The sequence below is a fragment of the Thiomonas sp. genome (assembly GCF_034007205.1).
In the GTDB taxonomy this organism is placed as follows: domain Bacteria; phylum Pseudomonadota; class Gammaproteobacteria; order Burkholderiales; family Burkholderiaceae_C; genus Thiomonas.
In genome coordinates, this window is sequence record NZ_JAVERI010000001.1 from 70829 (window position 1) to 86500 (window position 15672).

13 protein-coding genes are annotated in these 15672 nt (G+C 64.4%); 8 read left to right on the top strand and 5 right to left on the bottom strand.

The window, feature by feature from the left end; all coding sequences use genetic code 11:
- Positions 1-270: 270 nt before the first annotated feature.
- Positions 271-1338: a selenide, water dikinase SelD gene (selD, locus tag RBR52_RS00365; protein ID WP_320375190.1), complete on the bottom strand. Its 1068-nt coding sequence runs from the start codon at positions 1336-1338 to the stop codon at positions 271-273.
- An 18-nt stretch (positions 1339-1356) separates the two neighbouring features.
- Positions 1357-2250: a LysR family transcriptional regulator gene (locus tag RBR52_RS00370; RefSeq protein ID WP_320375191.1), complete on the bottom strand. Its 894-nt coding sequence runs from the start codon at positions 2248-2250 to the stop codon at positions 1357-1359.
- Between the two features lie 278 nt (positions 2251-2528).
- Between RBR52_RS00370 and iscR the strand changes: the two genes are divergently transcribed.
- From iscR to fdx, 7 genes are all read left to right on the top strand, one after another.
- The gene (iscR, locus tag RBR52_RS00375) at positions 2529-3065 is read left to right on the top strand and encodes a Fe-S cluster assembly transcriptional regulator IscR (RefSeq protein ID WP_320375192.1); all 537 of its coding nucleotides are present in this window, start codon (positions 2529-2531) and stop codon (positions 3063-3065) included.
- Positions 3066-3162: 97 nt separating this feature from the next.
- Entirely contained in the window at positions 3163-4383 is a 1221-nt protein-coding gene (locus RBR52_RS00380) for an IscS subfamily cysteine desulfurase (RefSeq protein ID WP_320375193.1), read from the top strand.
- 104 nt (positions 4384-4487) lie between these two features.
- Positions 4488-4916, top strand: coding sequence for a Fe-S cluster assembly scaffold IscU (gene iscU, locus RBR52_RS00385; RefSeq protein ID WP_320375194.1), 429 nt, complete (start codon positions 4488-4490; stop codon positions 4914-4916).
- 21 nt (positions 4917-4937) lie between these two features.
- Entirely contained in the window at positions 4938-5261 is a 324-nt protein-coding gene (iscA, locus tag RBR52_RS00390) for an iron-sulfur cluster assembly protein IscA (RefSeq protein ID WP_320375195.1), read from the top strand.
- A gap of 93 nt (positions 5262-5354) precedes the next feature.
- The gene (hscB, locus tag RBR52_RS00395) at positions 5355-5894 is read left to right on the top strand and encodes a Fe-S protein assembly co-chaperone HscB (RefSeq protein WP_320375196.1); all 540 of its coding nucleotides are present in this window, start codon (positions 5355-5357) and stop codon (positions 5892-5894) included.
- A 76-nt stretch (positions 5895-5970) separates the two neighbouring features.
- Positions 5971-7866, top strand: a complete 1896-nt coding sequence (hscA, locus tag RBR52_RS00400; RefSeq protein WP_320375197.1) for a Fe-S protein assembly chaperone HscA — start codon at positions 5971-5973, stop codon at positions 7864-7866.
- A 21-nt stretch (positions 7867-7887) separates the two neighbouring features.
- On the top strand, positions 7888-8226 hold the full coding sequence (fdx, locus tag RBR52_RS00405; protein ID WP_320375198.1) for an ISC system 2Fe-2S type ferredoxin: 339 nt from the start codon (positions 7888-7890) through the stop codon (positions 8224-8226).
- A 128-nt stretch (positions 8227-8354) separates the two neighbouring features.
- Here the strand turns inward: fdx and RBR52_RS00410 are convergent, their stop codons facing one another.
- From RBR52_RS00410 to argA, 3 genes are all read right to left on the bottom strand, one after another.
- Positions 8355-9641 (bottom strand): OmpP1/FadL family transporter, encoded by a 1287-nt coding sequence (locus RBR52_RS00410; RefSeq protein WP_320375199.1) that lies wholly within the window; start codon positions 9639-9641, stop codon positions 8355-8357.
- 354 nt (positions 9642-9995) lie between these two features.
- The gene (locus RBR52_RS00415; protein WP_320375200.1) at positions 9996-10268 is read right to left on the bottom strand and encodes an oxidative damage protection protein; all 273 of its coding nucleotides are present in this window, start codon (positions 10266-10268) and stop codon (positions 9996-9998) included.
- 62 nt (positions 10269-10330) lie between these two features.
- Positions 10331-11656: an amino-acid N-acetyltransferase gene (gene argA / locus RBR52_RS00420; protein WP_320375201.1), complete on the bottom strand. Its 1326-nt coding sequence runs from the start codon at positions 11654-11656 to the stop codon at positions 10331-10333.
- Positions 11657-11708: 52 nt separating this feature from the next.
- Between argA and hrpA the strand changes: the two genes are divergently transcribed.
- Positions 11709-15650, top strand: coding sequence for an ATP-dependent RNA helicase HrpA (gene hrpA, locus RBR52_RS00425; RefSeq protein WP_320375202.1), 3942 nt, complete (start codon positions 11709-11711; stop codon positions 15648-15650).
- Positions 15651-15672 lie beyond the last annotated feature (22 nt).

The window sequence follows — 15672 nt, forward strand, 5'->3', positions numbered from 1 at the left end:
AACTGTCATGGCATGGATTCATCGCATGACAGAGATGAAACAGTCCGCGGCCGAAGTATAGGGATGTAACAGACGCGAACCGAACTTCTCGGACTCGGGTTTGCCCGCAGCAATGGGGGGTGAAAAGCCTTGCACTCCGTGGCGCCAATCGCCACAGAGCAAGGAAATGAGCGGCAAGAAAGACGGCAGCGCTCACTGGACTACCCTCCTCGCTACGCTCGACTCCCCAAGGGAGTTGAACGCCCCCTTCGGGCGGCCGGGCGGGGCCGCTCAGGCGCGCACGTCGATGCCCGGAGTGCCCGGCTTCAATATGCCGATGACGGCGGCCTGGGCAAAGCCCTCGTTGCGGAAGATGCGCAGCACCTCGCCGACCTGCTCCGGTGAGCAGGCCACGAGCAGGCCGCCGGAGGTCTGCGGATCGGTGAGCAGGGTTTGCGCCAGCGGCGGCAGATCGGCGGCGAGCGCGACTTCTGCACCATAGCCGGCCCAGTTGCGGCGCGACGCGCCCGTGGTGTGGCCCGAGCTGGCCAGTTCCGCCACGCCTTCGATGAGGGGCACGTCGGCGAAATGCACTTCGGCCCGCAGACCCGAGCCGCGGCAGACTTCCAGCAGGTGGCCGAGCAGACCGAAACCGGTGACGTCGGTGAGGGCATGCACGCCGGGCAGTTGCGCCAGCGACTTGCCGGGGGTGTTGAGTTGCGTGGTGTGGGCGATCATGCGCGCGTAACCCGCGGCATCGAGCGCGTCGCTTTTGAGCGCAGCCGACTGAATGCCCACGCCCAGCGGTTTACCCAGCACGATCACGTCACCGATTTGGGCGCTGTCGTTGCGGCGGATGTGGCTGGGGTGCGCCAGACCCATGGCCACCAGTCCGTAGATCGCCTCGACCGAATCGATGCTGTGCCCTCCGGCGATGGGAATGCCGGCCTGCGCACAGATGGTTTCGCCGCCGCGCAGAATGTCGGCAATGGTCTCCAACGGGATGGTGCCGATGGGCATGCCCACCAGCGCCAGCGCCATGATGGGAGTGCCGCCCATGGCGTAGATGTCGGAAATGGCATTGGTCGCGGCGATCCGCCCGAAGTCGAAGGGATCGTCCACGATGGGCATGAAAAAATCGGTGGTGGCAATCAGCGCCTGCTCGGGGTTGAGCAGGTAAACCGCAGCATCATCCGAAGATTCGTTGCCGACCAGCAGGGCCTGCGGCCTGGGCAGCAGCGGTGCGTTTTTTTTCAGGATGTCGGACAGCACGCCCGGCGCAATCTTGCAGCCACAGCCGCCACCATGCGACAGCGCGGTGAGGCGGGGAGTGACGGGGGCGACAGGATCTGAGTTCATGGCAAGGGATTTTGTGGATCAGTCAGGAGTGGAAACATCGTCCTGCCAAGTCTGGCAGAACTGCAGAAAACGTTGCAGCGCCTGGGAGAAGGTTTTTTTCTGGTGATGCACGATGTAGAGCGTGCGGTGCATGGGCGCCAGCGGACTGCGCACGGTGACGAGCTGGCCGCGTTCCAGCGCATCGCGCACCAACCGCCGGGGCATGCAGGCCACCCCCAGGCCGACGATGGCCGCGCTGCGGATAGCCTCCGAACTGCCCAGCACCATGGCGCGGTCGAAACCGTGCAATTGGTCGAGCAGCAGCGTTTCGACCGTCTCGCGTGTGCCCGAACCGACCTCGCGCAGCAGCCATCGGGCAGCGCGCAGCTCGTCCAGTCCGACCTCGCGGCCCGCCAGCGGGTTGCCGGGGGCGCAGACCACGACCAGATCATCGCGCAGCCAGGGTTGGATCGCCAGATCATCTCGGTGGCAGGCGCCTTCGACCAGCCCGAGATCGACCTCGAACTGCGCCACCGCCTCGGCGATGGATTGGGTATTGCCCACGCGCAGACAGAACTGGGCGGCGGGAAACTCGCGGCAGAAGGCCGCCATGATGTCCGGCACGATGGCGTTGCCCACGGTGCTGCTCGCGCCAAGGCGCAATGCAGCAGCCCCGGCGCCGAACAGCGCTTCGATACCGCGCGTCTGGTCGAGAATGGCCATGGCCCGGGGCAGAAGCAGCCGACCGGAATCGTTCAAGACCAGGCGCTTGCCCACCCGGTCGAATACCCGCTCGCCCAGTTGCGCCTCCAGTTCGGCCAGAGCCGCGCTGACGGCGGATTGCGACATGGACAGGGCTTCGCCTGCGGCGGTGGCGCTGCGGCTATGCGCTATTTCCACCAGCACTTCCATCTGCCGCAGGGTCAGTCGCATGGGTTCTATTGATGCGTTCGATTGATTCGCCAATCAGCATAAACCATGGGGCTTGAATGCCCCTGCGCCCGCCATAGAAAAATTTGTCTTCTGCCTCGGAACTTTGGGGGGTGAGAAAAGTCTGAGTAGTTGACGAAAAACATCGGGAATCTTATGATCGCCCCAAAATTTCGTCGGGTATTTTCATTCCGGCACTGTGTAATGTCTGCTGCAAGCCTACCCCAAGGCAACCGCCCTGACGTTGCAACTGGCCATCATTCATGTTGAGGAGAGCCGCCATGCGACTGACCACCAAAGGACGTTTTGCCGTAACCGCGATGATCGACGTGGCCATGCGTCAACACTTGGGCCCCGTGACTCTGGCGGGCATCAGCCAGCGCCAGCATATTTCGCTTTCTTATCTGGAGCAGCTGTTCGGCAAGCTGCGCCGTCATGAACTGGTCGACTCCGTGCGCGGGCCCGGCGGCGGCTACACACTCTCACGCAAAGCCGAAGAGATCAGCATTGCCGACATCATCATCGCCGTGGACGAGCCGCTCGATGCCACTCAGTGCGGTGGCAAGGAAAACTGCAATGGCGAAGACAGCGGCCCTTGCATGACGCACGACCTATGGGCTCAGCTCAACGCCAAGATGGTGGAGTTTCTCGATTCGGTCAACCTCAAAGGGTTGGTGGAGCAGAACCTCGCCAGGGGAGTCACGGTGGAAGAGGTGGCCGTGACCCGCAAACCCGTGTCGCCGCTTCCGGTGACGGCCAAGCCGATCAAGGTCAAGGCGCCGAATTCGGTGTTCAACCTCGCGCAGACGCTGGGCTGAGGTCGGTTTCAAGAGTTTCAAGCCCGGCGGCTCTGACCAGCAGTGAGCGTCGGGTGATTCTTCGCATGACAAATTCTTTTTCCTGAGCATTCCCACCATGTCGATCACGCCGCATCTCCCCATTTACCTGGACTATGCTTCGACCACGCCCGTGGACCCGCGCGTGGTCGATGCCATGATTCCCTGGCTGCGCGAGCATTTCGGCAACCCGGCCTCGCGCAGCCATGCCTGGGGCTGGGAGGCGGAAGCTGCGGTGGAGAAGGCCCGTGAGCAGGTGGCCGAGTTGATCAACGCCGACGCCAAGGAAATCATCTGGACGTCGGGCGCGACCGAGTCGAACAACCTCGCCATCAAGGGTGCGGCGGAGTTCTACCAGGGCAAGGGCAAGCACATCGTCACCGTCAAGACCGAGCACAAGGCGGTGCTCGACACGGTGCGCGAAATGGAGCGCCGCGGGTTTGAAGCCACCTATCTCGATGTGCAGCCCAACGGCCTGCTCGATCTCGATGTGCTCAAGGCGGCGCTGCGCCCGGACACCATTCTGGTCTCGGTCATGCTGGTCAACAATGAAATCGGCGTGATTCAGGACATTCCGGAAATCGGCCGCATCTGTCGCGAACGTGGCATCGTTTTCCACGTCGATGCCGCGCAGGCCACCGGCAAGATGGTGATCGATCTGCAGGCCTGGCCGGTCGATCTGATGAGCCTGGCCTCGCACAAGACCTATGGCCCCAAGGGCATCGGCGCGCTGTATGTGCGGCGCAAGCCGCGCGTGCGGCTGATTCCGCAAATGCATGGCGGCGGACATGAACGCGGCCTGCGTTCGGGGACCCTGCCCACGCATCAGATCGTGGGCATGGGCGAGGCTTTTCGCATCGCCAAGGCCGAACTCGGCGCGAGCATCGAGCGCGCCCGCATGCTGCAGCAGCGCCTGCTCGACGGACTCAAGGACATCGAGGAGGTCTATGTGAACGGCGACCTCGAGCGCCGCGTACCGCACAACCTCAACATCAGCTTCAACTACGTCGAGGGCGAATCGCTGATCATGGCGATCAAGGGCATTGCGGTGTCCAGCGGCTCGGCCTGCACTTCGGCCAGCCTGGAGCCCTCGTATGTGCTGCGCGCCCTGGGGCGGAGCGACGAGTTGGCGCATTCCTCGCTGCGCATGACCATCGGCCGCTACACCACGGAGGAGGAAATCGATTCCGCCGTGCGCCAGTTGCGCGAGAGCGTGGCCAAGCTGCGCGACCTCTCGCCGCTTTGGGATATGTACAAGGAAGGCATCGACCTAAGCACCATCCAGTGGGCGGCGCACTAAGCGCCTATCCGCATCAGGGTTGTACAAATAGCCGACAATAGAAATCGGAATTATTGGATGTGTCGCTCGCCGCTTTCGGCGGGCGCTTCGAGGAGGACACGATCATGGCTTACAGTGACAAAGTGGTGGATCACTATGAAAACCCGCGCAATGTGGGTTCTTTCGCCAAGGACGATCCGCAGGTCGGCACCGGCATGGTGGGCGCCCCGGCATGCGGTGACGTGATGAAGCTGCAGATTCGCGTCAACGATCAGGGCGTGATCGAGGATGCCCGCTTCAAGACCTACGGCTGCGGCTCGGCCATCGCCTCGTCCTCCCTGGTCACCGAATGGGTCAAGGGCAAGACGCTCGACCAGGCGCTCGAAATCCGCAACAGCCAGATCGCCGAGGAACTGGCGCTGCCGCCGGTCAAGATCCATTGCTCCATTCTGGCCGAAGACGCCATCAAGGCGGCGGTCAGCGATTATCAGAAGCGCCATGACCCGAAGGGTGCAGCGTCATCACGCCAGGCCGAGCAGGCCCAGCCCGCCTGATTGCCGCAACGAGGAAAGAAGATGTCTGTCACATTGACCGAGCGTGCCGCGCAGCAGGTGCAGCGCCATCTCGCCAAACGCGGTGCCGGGATGGGGGTGCGTCTGGGCGTGAAGACCACGGGTTGCTCCGGCATGGCCTACAAGCTCGAATTCGTCGATCAGGCGGCAGAGGATGATCTGACCTTCGAGAGTCACGGTGTCAAAATCCTGGTCGATCCCAGGAGTCTGGCCTATGTGGACGGTACCGAGCTCGACTTCATCCGTCAGGGATTGAACGAAGGTTTCCAGTTCAACAACCCCAACGAGAAAGATCGCTGCGGCTGCGGCGAATCGTTCCGCGTCTGATCGGGCAGATGCGTGCCCATCGCCGCCGCCCGCCTGTCTGCGGCCGGCTTGTTTGCTTGCGCTTGTTTGCCTCCGCTTCGTCGGCTTGATCTGATGGATCTCAACCAGTCCTACTTCGCCTTGTTCGGCCTTCCCGAGACCTTTGCCGTCGATGTGGCGCGACTGGAGCGAGCGCGGCTGGCGGTGCAGTCGCAGGTGCACCCCGACCGTTTCGCTTCCGGCAGCGATCGCGACAAGCGCCTGGCCATGCAATGGGCGGCGCAGGCCAATGCGGCCTATCTCACCCTCAAGAACCCGGTGCAGCGCGCGTCCTATCTGTGCGAGCGGCGCGGCGTGCCGATCCAGGCAGAGAACAATACCGCCATGCCAGCCGAATTTCTGCTGCAGCAGATGCAATGGCGGGAAACCCTCGACGATTTGCGACAAGCTGCCGATCCAGCCGGGCTCCAGGCGCTGCAGGCTGAAGTGCAGACGCAGCGCGCCGAGCGTCTCGAAGCGATACGCCAGGCGCTCGACGAGCAGAATGCGCCCGAAGTGGCAGCCGAGCAGGTACGCGCCCTGCTTTTTCTCGACCGCTTTGCCGAAGAATTGCGGCGCACGGCGGATGCTTTGCCGCAGCCTGCCGCGCGGTAGTCCACTCTTTCTTGATGTCTTGCTCCGGCGTCCGTGGTCGGCACCGTCCGGGCTGAGCGATTCCGTTTCCCTTGCCATGGCCTTGTTGCAAATTTCCGAACCCGGACAGTCGCCCGACCCGCATCAGCACCGGCGTGCCGTGGGCATCGATCTGGGGACGACGCATTCCCTCGTCGCCGCCGTGCGCAACGGCTCGGCGCAATGCCTGCTCGATACCCAGGGCCAGGTGCTGCTGCCTTCGGTTGTGCACTACCACGCCGATGGCCGTGCCGAAGTGGGCCTGCGCGCGCGCGAGGAGCAGGCGATCGATCCTGCCAATACGCTGGTCTCGGTCAAGCGTTTCATGGGGCGCAGCCCGGGCGATCTGCCGCAGGCGGCGCTTGCGCATTACCGTATCGCCCACGACCCGCGCGTCGTTCGTTTCCAGACGGCGGCGGGCGAAATCACGCCGGTCCAGGCTTCCGCCGACATCCTGCGGGTGCTGCGCTGGCGGGCCGAGGACACGCTGGGCGGGGAGTTGGTCGGCGCGGTGATCACCGTGCCCGCCTATTTCGACGATGCGCAGCGCCAGGCCACCAAGGATGCCGCGCAACTCGCTGGACTGCATGTCCTGAGGCTGATCAACGAGCCCACGGCGGCCGCCCTGGCTTACGGTCTGGATCAGGGCGTCGAGGGGCTGTATGTGATCTACGACCTGGGCGGCGGCACCTTCGATCTTTCGATCCTGCGCTTGACCAAGGGGGTGTTCGAAGTCGTCGCCACCCGCGGGGATACGGCGCTGGGCGGAGACGACTTCGACCAGCGCATCGAGGCGCTGATGCGGCAGCAGACCGGCAATCCCGATCTGTCGACGAGCTTGCAGCGGCAGTGGCGAATGGCCGCGCGCCAGGCCAAGGAGTCGCTGAGCACGACCGATGCCGTCCAGTACACCGTCCCGCTGCCCGATGGCACGCATCACACCGGCGCCTTGCTGCGTGCCGATTTCGAGCAGGCCAGTGCAGACCTGGTGCAACGCACCCTCGGGATGCTCCACCATGCCTTGAGCGACGCGCGGGTCAGCGCCTCGGAAGTGCAGGGCGTGGTGCTGGTGGGCGGCGCCACGCGCATGCCCATGATCCGCCAGGCGGTTGCGCGCGCCATGGGCAAGGCGCCGCTGACCAACCTCGATCCCGATCAGGTGGTGGCGCTGGGCGCCGCCATTCAGGCCAACGCGCTGGCAGGCAATGCCGGGGCCGACGACGTGCTGCTGCTTGACGTCATTCCCCTGTCGCTCGGGGTGGAAACCATGGGCGGACTGGTCGAGCACATCCTGCCGCGCAACAGCACCATCCCTCAGGCCCGCGCGCAGGACTTCACCACCTTCCGCGACGGACAGACCGCCATGGCCATTCATGTGGTGCAGGGCGAACGCGAACTGGTGAGCGACTGCCGTTCACTGGCGCGCTTCGAGCTTCGTGGCATTCCGCCGATGGTGGCGGGGGCTGCGCGCATCCGCGTGACCTTTGCCGTCGATGCCGACGGCCTGCTCGAAGTCAGCGCGCAGGAACTGACCACGGGGGTGCAGGCCCAGGTGCAGGTCAAACCCTCTTACGGCCTGGACGACGCGCAGATCGCGCAGATGCTGCAAGACAGCGTGGCGCACGCTGCAGATGACCGCGATGCCCGCATGCTGCAGGAGGCGCGGGTGGAGGCGCAAGCCCTTTTGGCCGCAACGCGCGCTGCCATGCAGTTCGACCGCGACCTGTTGACTGCCGAGGAAGACGCGCAGATACACGCCGACATGGCCGCGCTGGCGCAGGCCGAACAGAGCGGAGACATCGAGCAGATTCGCCAGGCCACCGAAACGCTGACGCGGCAGACCGATGCATTTGCGCAGCGCCGCATGAACCGCAGCATCCAGCGTGCACTGGCGGGCCAGTCTGTCGAGCAGATCGCGCAGCTCGCCGACACGCTGCCCAAAACGCCATCCTGAAACTTTCATGCCGATCGTGCCATGCCCATCATCACCGTTTTGCCACATTCCGAATACTGCCCGCAGGGCAAACAGATCAGCGCCGAGCGCGGCACGTCCATCTGCGAGGCCCTGCTGGAAAACGGCGTGCCGATCGAACACGCCTGCGACATGCAATGCGCCTGCACCACCTGTCATGTGGTGGTGCGCAAGGGGTATGAGTCTTTGGGCGAACTCGACGAGAGCGAAGAAGATCTGCTCGATCGCGCCTGGGGGCTGGAGCCCACCTCGCGCCTGTCCTGCCAGGCCATCCTGTCTGATGAAGACGTGACCATCGAGATTCCGAAATACTCCATCAATTACGCCAAGGAACAAGGCTGAGACGGCGCTGCCCGACCCGGATGGATGGATCGGGAAACGCGCTCCGGGCGTCCATCAGCCGAACATGGCGTATTCGCATGCAAAAAACGCGGCCTGCGCCGCGTTTTTGCACAGCTCGGGCGAACTACTCAGTATTTCCAGCCGAGCGAAACGCCCAGGACGTTCTGGCTCATGCTCAGCGTCTCGGTGCCGGTGAAGCCGAAGTTCGCCGGCAGCGGCCCGGAGACGGAATTGCCGAAAGCGTGGACGTAATCGAACGACACCTCCATGTTTTTCGCCACGGCGTAGGTCGCGCCCAGCGTGAGGTGATCTTGGATCACGCCAGGCGCCAGGGTGTTGAACAGAATATCGGACGAGCCGATGGGGTTGTCGCCGTGATTCCAGCCGGCCCGCAGCGTCAGTGCTTGGTTGTACTGGTAAGCCACGCCGAGCTTGTAGACATTGATGCTCTTCCAGCCAAAGCCGGGGCCATTGGTCTGGCCGCCGAGTTGCCCCGGCAGCATGCCGTTGGCAATCGCAGGGACGTTGCCATATTCGATGCGCATCACGTCCGCAGCGACGGTGAGCGACGGAGTGGCCTTCCACGCCACACCCACGCCGTAATTGGCCGGAATGTCGAACTGTCCGGCATTGGCAAACAGGCCTTTGTACTTGTCGAAGCCTTTCATATGGGTTCTGAACTGGTAGGTCGCCCCCAGGGACAGAGTCGGCGTCAATTGCCCAATCCAGCCAATGCGCAAGCCGACGCCGTTGGAATCGGCGTGGCCGTTGTCGGTACAGGCCGAGGGGTTGGAGGAAAAAGCGGTGCCTGGAGGGGCCCCAGGAACCGGGGCATTGCACAAGTTGGTCAACCCATTCGCGCGGAACGATTGATGCACGATGTTCAAGCTCACGCCGATAGAGTTCGACGGATTGATCTTCATCGCAAACGACGGCGCAATGAACAGTTGCTGCAGATCCACTCCGGTGCCGGGCGCGAAAGGCGGGAAAATTTGGGAATAACCCGTGTTCAGGCCGCCGTTGCCGAAAACGCTCACGCCGACCGACATGGTCGGATTGAGCATGTAGTTGAAGCCGAACTCCGGAATGGTGAAGGTCTTGGTATCGTTGCCGCCATAGCTGCCGCCGATGGGATAGACGCCCATCGGGGTCATGACCGTGGCATCGGAACTCAGGCGGGCGTCGCGCTTGGGCTGGAAGAAGCTCACGCCGAAGTCCAGGCGGTTGCCGATATCGACCATGCCGGCCGGGTTGATCGCTGCGGCCATGGCGTCCTGGGGAAATGCGATGCCGACGCCCCCCATGCCCATGGATTTCACGCTGAATCCAGGCTGGAAATAGCCGTTGGTCGCATGGGCTGCGGGCAGCGTCATGCCGGCCAGGGCCAGCGCGAGTGCCAGTTTTTTGTAATGCATGTTTTAGTCTCCTTCCGGGCGGACAACCCGGCCTCCATCGGTGGTTGATAGCGCCGCTCCATCACGGCGATGACTCGAAATACTGATTTGAGTAATTGAGCGCCCCCAGGGTCGGCGAGCCGACCCCGCCCCCCGTGGGGGTCAAGGAAACTTGGGGCGGCCCTGCGTTTCCTTGAGGCTGAGTCGATGGTAGGAGAGACTGCGCATACACCACATTGTGTTTAGTGTTGATTGCGCGACAGCGTGAATTGTTGTAGGGGATCAGGAAAAACCGCATAAAATACTATACGGAGTATTTGCGCGGCGAGTGTGTCACATCTGTGCAGAGCCCGGAGCCGGGCTGCCCAGTTCAACTCAGGCCGTGGGCGGCACGTAGCCTTGCGGCATTTCTGCGCCTTCGCCGAAAAAGTATTTTTCCATCTGCCGCGCCAGGTATTGGCGGGCGCGGGCATCGGCCAGGTTGAGGCGGTTTTCATTGACCAGCATGGTCTGGTGCTTGAGCCAGGCGGCCCAGGCTTCCTTGGAGACGTTGTTGTAGATGCGCGCGCCGAGTTCGCCGGGGTAGGGGGCGAAATCGAGGCCTTCGGCCTCGCGGCCGAGTTTGATGCAGTGAACCATGCGTGCCATGAAAGTGTCCTTTATCGAGGTTTGAAAGCGCTTTTCGCCTCAGGCGGCGTCGGGCGAGAAGATCAGTTGAGATGTTTGACCAGCACGCGCGAACGGCGCTGGTCGTCGTAGCGCAGGCGCCGTTCGTGCGGCAGCCATTCGCGCTCGACCAGCACGAAGCCCCGCTTGAGAAACCAGTGCATGGTGCGGGTGGTGAGCACGAAAATGCTTTGCAGTCCCTGTGCGCGGGCGCGCTGCTCGATGTGCTTGAGGATGCGTTCACCGTCGCCGTGTCCCTGCGCGGAAGGGTGGACGGTGAGCGCGGCCATTTCGCCGGTTTTTTGCGCAGGGTAGGGGTAGAGCGCGGCGCAGCCGAAGATGATGCCGTCGTGCTCCAGCACGGTGTAGTTGCTGATGTCGCGCTCGATCTCGGTGCGGCTGCGCTTGACCAGCACGCCCTGTTCTTCCAGCGGTTCGATGAGTTGCAGGATGCCGCCCACATCGTCGGCGGTGGCTTGGCGCAGATGTTCGAGATGTTCATCGGCGACCATGGTGCCCACGCCGTCGTGGGTGAAGAGTTCGAGCAGCAGCGAGCCGTCGATGGCAAACGGCACGATATGCGCGCGCGAGACGCCGCCGCGCACTGCCCGCACGGCATGGCGCAGGTAGAACGCGGTATCGGTGGGTTGCTGCGGGTCGGGCAGGCGCGACAGCAGGCTTTCGGCCTGCGCCACGGTCAGTTCGGGGATGAGGTTGTGCGCCTCGTCGATCACCCCGTCCACCTCGGTGATCAGCACGAGTTTCTCCGCCTTGATGGCCGCGCCCACGCTGCTGGCCACATCTTCCATGCTGAGGTTGAAGGCTTCGCCCGTGGGCGAATAGCCGAAGGGCGACATGAGCACCACGGCGCCGTATTCCAGCGCGCGCTGGATGGACAGCGCATCGACCTTGCGCACCAGTCCGGTGTGCTGGAAGTCGAGGCCATCGATCACCCCCACGGGGCGGGCGATGATGAAATTGCCCGAGACCACCCGCACGGTGGCGCCCGCCATCGGCGTGTTGGGCAGGCCCTGCGAAAAAGTCGCTTCGATTTCGAAGCGCAACTGGCCCGCGGCTTCCTGCGCAGCGTCGAGCGCGACTTCGTCGGTCACCCGCATGCCATGCGAATAGCGCGAGCCCACGCCCTTTTCGCGCAACTGCGCCTCGACCTGCGGACGAAAGCCATGCACCAGCACGATGCGTATGCCCATCGCGGTGAGCAGTGCCACATCCTGCACCAGCGCGTTGAGGCGGCCAGCGGCGATCAGTTCGCCGGCGATGGCGACGACGAAGGTCTTGCCGCGATGGGCGTGGATGTAAGGCGCGACGGAACGCAGCCAATCGACGAATTGTTCCTGCTGGGCGATCATGGCGCGATTATCCGAGAATGGCGGGTTGTTTTCTTTTTTCTCCTTGTTTTCCATGTCCGACCAGACTGCTTCCCGCCCGCCTCGGCCACGCCAGCGCGCCGCTTCGCGCGCAGCGGTGGTTGCCACGCCGGTCGGCGAGGTGCGATTCCCGCAGGACCTGCCGGTTTCTCAGCGGCGCGAGGACATCGCGCGGGCGCTGCGCGAGCACCAGGTGGTCATCGTCTGCGGCGAAACCGGCTCGGGCAAGACCACGCAGTTGCCCAAGATCGCGCTGTCGATCGGGCGCGGGCTGGGGGCGGGCGGCAAGGGGCTGATCGGCCACACCCAGCCGCGGCGTCTGGCGGCAACCAGCATTGCCAGGCGCATCGCGCAGGAACTCGGCAGCGAGCTGGGCGCGATCGCCGGATACAAGGTGCGCTTCAACGATCGGCTGCAGCCCGGGGCGTCGATCAAGCTGATGACCGACGGCATTCTGCTGGCGGAAACCCAGACCGATCCGCTGCTGCGCGCCTACGACACCCTCATCATCGACGAGGCGCACGAGCGCAGCCTGAACATCGACGTGCTGCTGGGCTATCTCAAGCAGTTGCTGCCGCGGCGCCCCGATCTGAAAATCGTCGTGACCTCGGCGACCATCGATGCGCAGCGCTTTGCGGAGCATTTCGCCGAAAGCGCACCCCGCCCCGAGCCGGGCGGCACCCCCTCCCAACCTCCCCCACTGCGTGGAGGAGGGGTGAGTGCTCCTGTCATTGAAGTCTCCGGGCGGCTCTATCCGGTGGAAGTGCGCTGGCGGCCCTTCGGCGTGGACAAGGGCGACGACCGCGACCTGCCAGCGGCGATCTGCGATGCGGTGGACGAACTCTGGCGCATCGGCCCTGGCGACATTCTGGTGTTTCTGCCCGGCGAGCGCGAAATCCGCGAAGCCGAAGCGGCGCTGCGCAAACACCATCTCGACACGCAGCGCACGGGCGTGGAGATCCTGCCGCTGTACGCCCGCCTGTCGCAGGCCGAGCAGGACCGGGTGTTCGCCCCGGGCGGCGCGCGTCGCATCGTGCTGGCGACCAATGTGGCCGAGACCTCGCTGACCGTACCCGGCATCCGTTATGTGATCGATTCCGGGCTGGCGCGGGTCAAGCGCTACAGCTATCGCAACAAGGTCGAAATGCTGCAGGTCGAGGCCATCAGCCAGGCGGCGGCGCAGCAGCGCGCCGGGCGCTGCGGCCGCGTATCCAATGGCGTGTGCATCCGGCTGTACGACGAAGCCGGGTTCGCCGAGAGGCCGCGGTTCACCACGCCGGAAATCCAGCGGTCTTCGCTGGCCGCCGTCATTCTGCGCATGAAGGCGCTGGGGCTGGATGCGATCGAGCAGTTTCCCTTCATCGAGCCGCCGCCGGGCAAGGCGATAGCCGACGGCTACCAGTTGCTCACCGAGCTGGGCGCGGTGGACGAGCGCAATGCGCTCACCCCGCTGGGCCGCGAACTCGCCCGCCTGCCGCTGGACCCGCGCATCGGCCGCATGATTCTCGAAGCCCGCAACCGCGAAGCGCTGAACGAGGTGCTGATCATCGCCGCGGCGCTGTCGGTGCAAGACCCGCGCGAACGCCCCGCCGAGGCCCAACAGGCGGCCGATGAAGCGCACCGCAAGTTCAGCGACGAGCGTTCCGAGTTTCTCGGCTGGCTCAAGCTCTGGGCGCATTACCACGCGGCCATCGCCCACAAAAAGTCGCAGCGCAAATTGTGGAGCGAACTGCGCAGCCAGTATCTGTCGCCGCTGCGGCTGCGCGAATGGCATGACGTGCACAGCCAGCTTCACACCCTGGTGGCCGAGCAGGGCTGGCGGCTCAACACCGCCGAAGCCACTTATGAGCAGATTCACTGCGCCCTGCTCAGCGGCTTGCTCGGCAATGTGGGCTACAAGGGCGAAGACGATGCCCAGTATCTGGGCGCGAGAGGCATTCGCTTCGCCATCCATCCGTCGTCGCCGCTGGGGCGCAAGGCCGGGCGCTGGGTCATGGCCGCCGAGCTGGTGGAAACCACGCGGCTGTACGCCCGCGGCGTGGCGCGCATCGAGCCGCAGTGGCTGGAGCGTGTCGGCGCGCATCTGCTCAAGACCAGCCTGCTCGATCCGCACTGGGAGAAAAAACCGGCGCAGGTGACCGCATTCGAGCGCGCCACGCTGTACGGACTGGTGGTCTACAACCAGCGGCGGGTGGATTTCGGCCGATTCGACCCCGTGCAGGCGCGCGAGATTTTTCTGCGCGAGGCCCTGGTGGCGGGCGAGTGGGACTGCCGCTGGCCGTTCTTCCAGCACAACCGCGCGCTGATTGCCGACATCGAAAAACTCGAACACAAGGCGCGGCGGCTCGACGTGCTGGTGGACGAGGAACTCATCTACGCCTTCTACGACCAGCACCTGCCTGCCGAAGTGCACGGCGGCGCCAGCTTCGATCGCTGGTACCGCGATGCGGTGCGCGCCAACCCCAGGCTGCTGTTCCTGCAGCGCGACGAGTTGATGCGCCACGAAGCGTCGGGCATCACCACCGACGCTTTTCCCAACCGCCTCAAGCTCGGTGCGCTCGAACTTCAACTCGACTACACCTTCGATCCGGGCGGCGCGCGCGATGGCGTCACGGTGATTGCGCCGCTGGCCGCGCTCAACCAGATTCCGGCGCAGCGCCTGCAATGGCTGGTGCCGGGGCTGCTGAAGGAAAAGATTCTGGCGCTGCTCAAAAGCCTGCCGCAACGCCCGCGTTCGCGCCTCGTGCCGCTGCCGCAAACCGCCGAGACCTTCGCTGCGCAGCTCACCACGGCGGAGCGATTCGGCCACGGCGACCTGCTCGACGCCTTGCGCGAACTGGTGCGCGAACACACCGGGCTGGCGTTGCAGCGCAGCGATTTCAAACTCGAAACCCTGGGGCCGCATCTGTTTTTCAACGTGCAGGTGATCGACGCCCACGGACGGCGTATCGATTCAGGCCGGGACATCGACAAACTGCGCGCCGATCACGGCCAAGCCTCGCGCAGCGCCTTTGCCGAACTCGCCAAACTGTGGCCCCAACTGGCGCCGCAGCAAGACGCCGACACCCCGCCTGAACCCCGGAGGCAACAGCCGCCAGGTGTGCCCGCCGCTGCCACCGCCGACGCGCTGCAGGGACTCACCAACTGGACTTTCGACGCCCTGCCCGAGCTGCTGGAGCTGCGCCGCGGCGCGCATACCCTGATCGGCTTTCCCGCCCTGGTCGACAAGGGCAGTGCGGTCGATGTCGAGGTGTTCGATACCGCCGAGGAAGCCGCGCGGCTGCATCGCGGCGGCCTGCGTCGCCTGTTCGCCCTGCAACTGCGCGATCAGATCAAGCATGCGGAAAAGCATCTGCCCGGATTCCAGCAGGCAGCGATGCAGTTCATGGCGCTGGGCACGGCCGAATCGTTGCGGGCGCAACTCATCGACGCGGCGCTCGACCGAGCCTTTCTCGGCCAGCCTTTGCCTGCCGACAAATCCGCCTTCGTCCAACGTCTGAACGCAGGCAAGCCCCGCTTTCAACTGCTCGCCACCGAGATGGCGCGGCTGGCGGGGCAGATTCTGGACGAGTACGCGCAGGTGCAGAAAAAGCTCGCCGCGTTCAAGAATCAGCCGACGCTGCAGGCCGACATCCGCGCCCAGTTGCAGGCCCTGATGCCGCCACGCTTCATCGCCGACACGCCGCCAGAGCAAATCGCGCACTTCCCGCGCTATCTGCAGGCCATCGGGAGAAGGCTGGACAAATTCCGCACCGATCCCGCGCGCGATGCACAGCTCAGCGGCCAGCTCGCGCCCTGGCTGGCGCGCTGGCAGCGCGAGGCGGCGACCTACCGCGGCGTCCTGCCGCAGCGCCTGCAAGACCTGCGCTGGCTGCTCGAAGAATTGCGGGTGTCGCTGTACGCGCAGGAACTGCGCACGCCGATGCCGGTGTCGTTCAAACGGCTGGAAAAGGTGTGGGCGCAATGGCAGGACTGATTCGGGAATACCCTCGTCAATG

Coding starts and splice junctions, on each gene's coding strand:
- selD (WP_320375190.1), bottom strand. CDS start 1,338: ATGAACTCAGATCCTGTCGCCCCCGTCACTCCCCGCCTCACCGCGCTG.
- RBR52_RS00370 (WP_320375191.1), bottom strand. CDS start 2,250: ATGCGACTGACCCTGCGGCAGATGGAAGTGCTGGTGGAAATAGCGCAT.
- iscR (WP_320375192.1), top strand. CDS start 2,529: ATGCGACTGACCACCAAAGGACGTTTTGCCGTAACCGCGATGATCGAC.
- RBR52_RS00380 (WP_320375193.1), top strand. CDS start 3,163: ATGTCGATCACGCCGCATCTCCCCATTTACCTGGACTATGCTTCGACC.
- iscU (WP_320375194.1), top strand. CDS start 4,488: ATGGCTTACAGTGACAAAGTGGTGGATCACTATGAAAACCCGCGCAAT.
- iscA (WP_320375195.1), top strand. CDS start 4,938: ATGTCTGTCACATTGACCGAGCGTGCCGCGCAGCAGGTGCAGCGCCAT.
- hscB (WP_320375196.1), top strand. CDS start 5,355: ATGGATCTCAACCAGTCCTACTTCGCCTTGTTCGGCCTTCCCGAGACC.
- hscA (WP_320375197.1), top strand. CDS start 5,971: ATGGCCTTGTTGCAAATTTCCGAACCCGGACAGTCGCCCGACCCGCAT.
- fdx (WP_320375198.1), top strand. CDS start 7,888: ATGCCCATCATCACCGTTTTGCCACATTCCGAATACTGCCCGCAGGGC.
- RBR52_RS00410 (WP_320375199.1), bottom strand. CDS start 9,641: ATGCATTACAAAAAACTGGCACTCGCGCTGGCCCTGGCCGGCATGACG.
- RBR52_RS00415 (WP_320375200.1), bottom strand. CDS start 10,268: ATGGCACGCATGGTTCACTGCATCAAACTCGGCCGCGAGGCCGAAGGC.
- argA (WP_320375201.1), bottom strand. CDS start 11,656: ATGATCGCCCAGCAGGAACAATTCGTCGATTGGCTGCGTTCCGTCGCG.
- hrpA (WP_320375202.1), top strand. CDS start 11,709: ATGTCCGACCAGACTGCTTCCCGCCCGCCTCGGCCACGCCAGCGCGCC.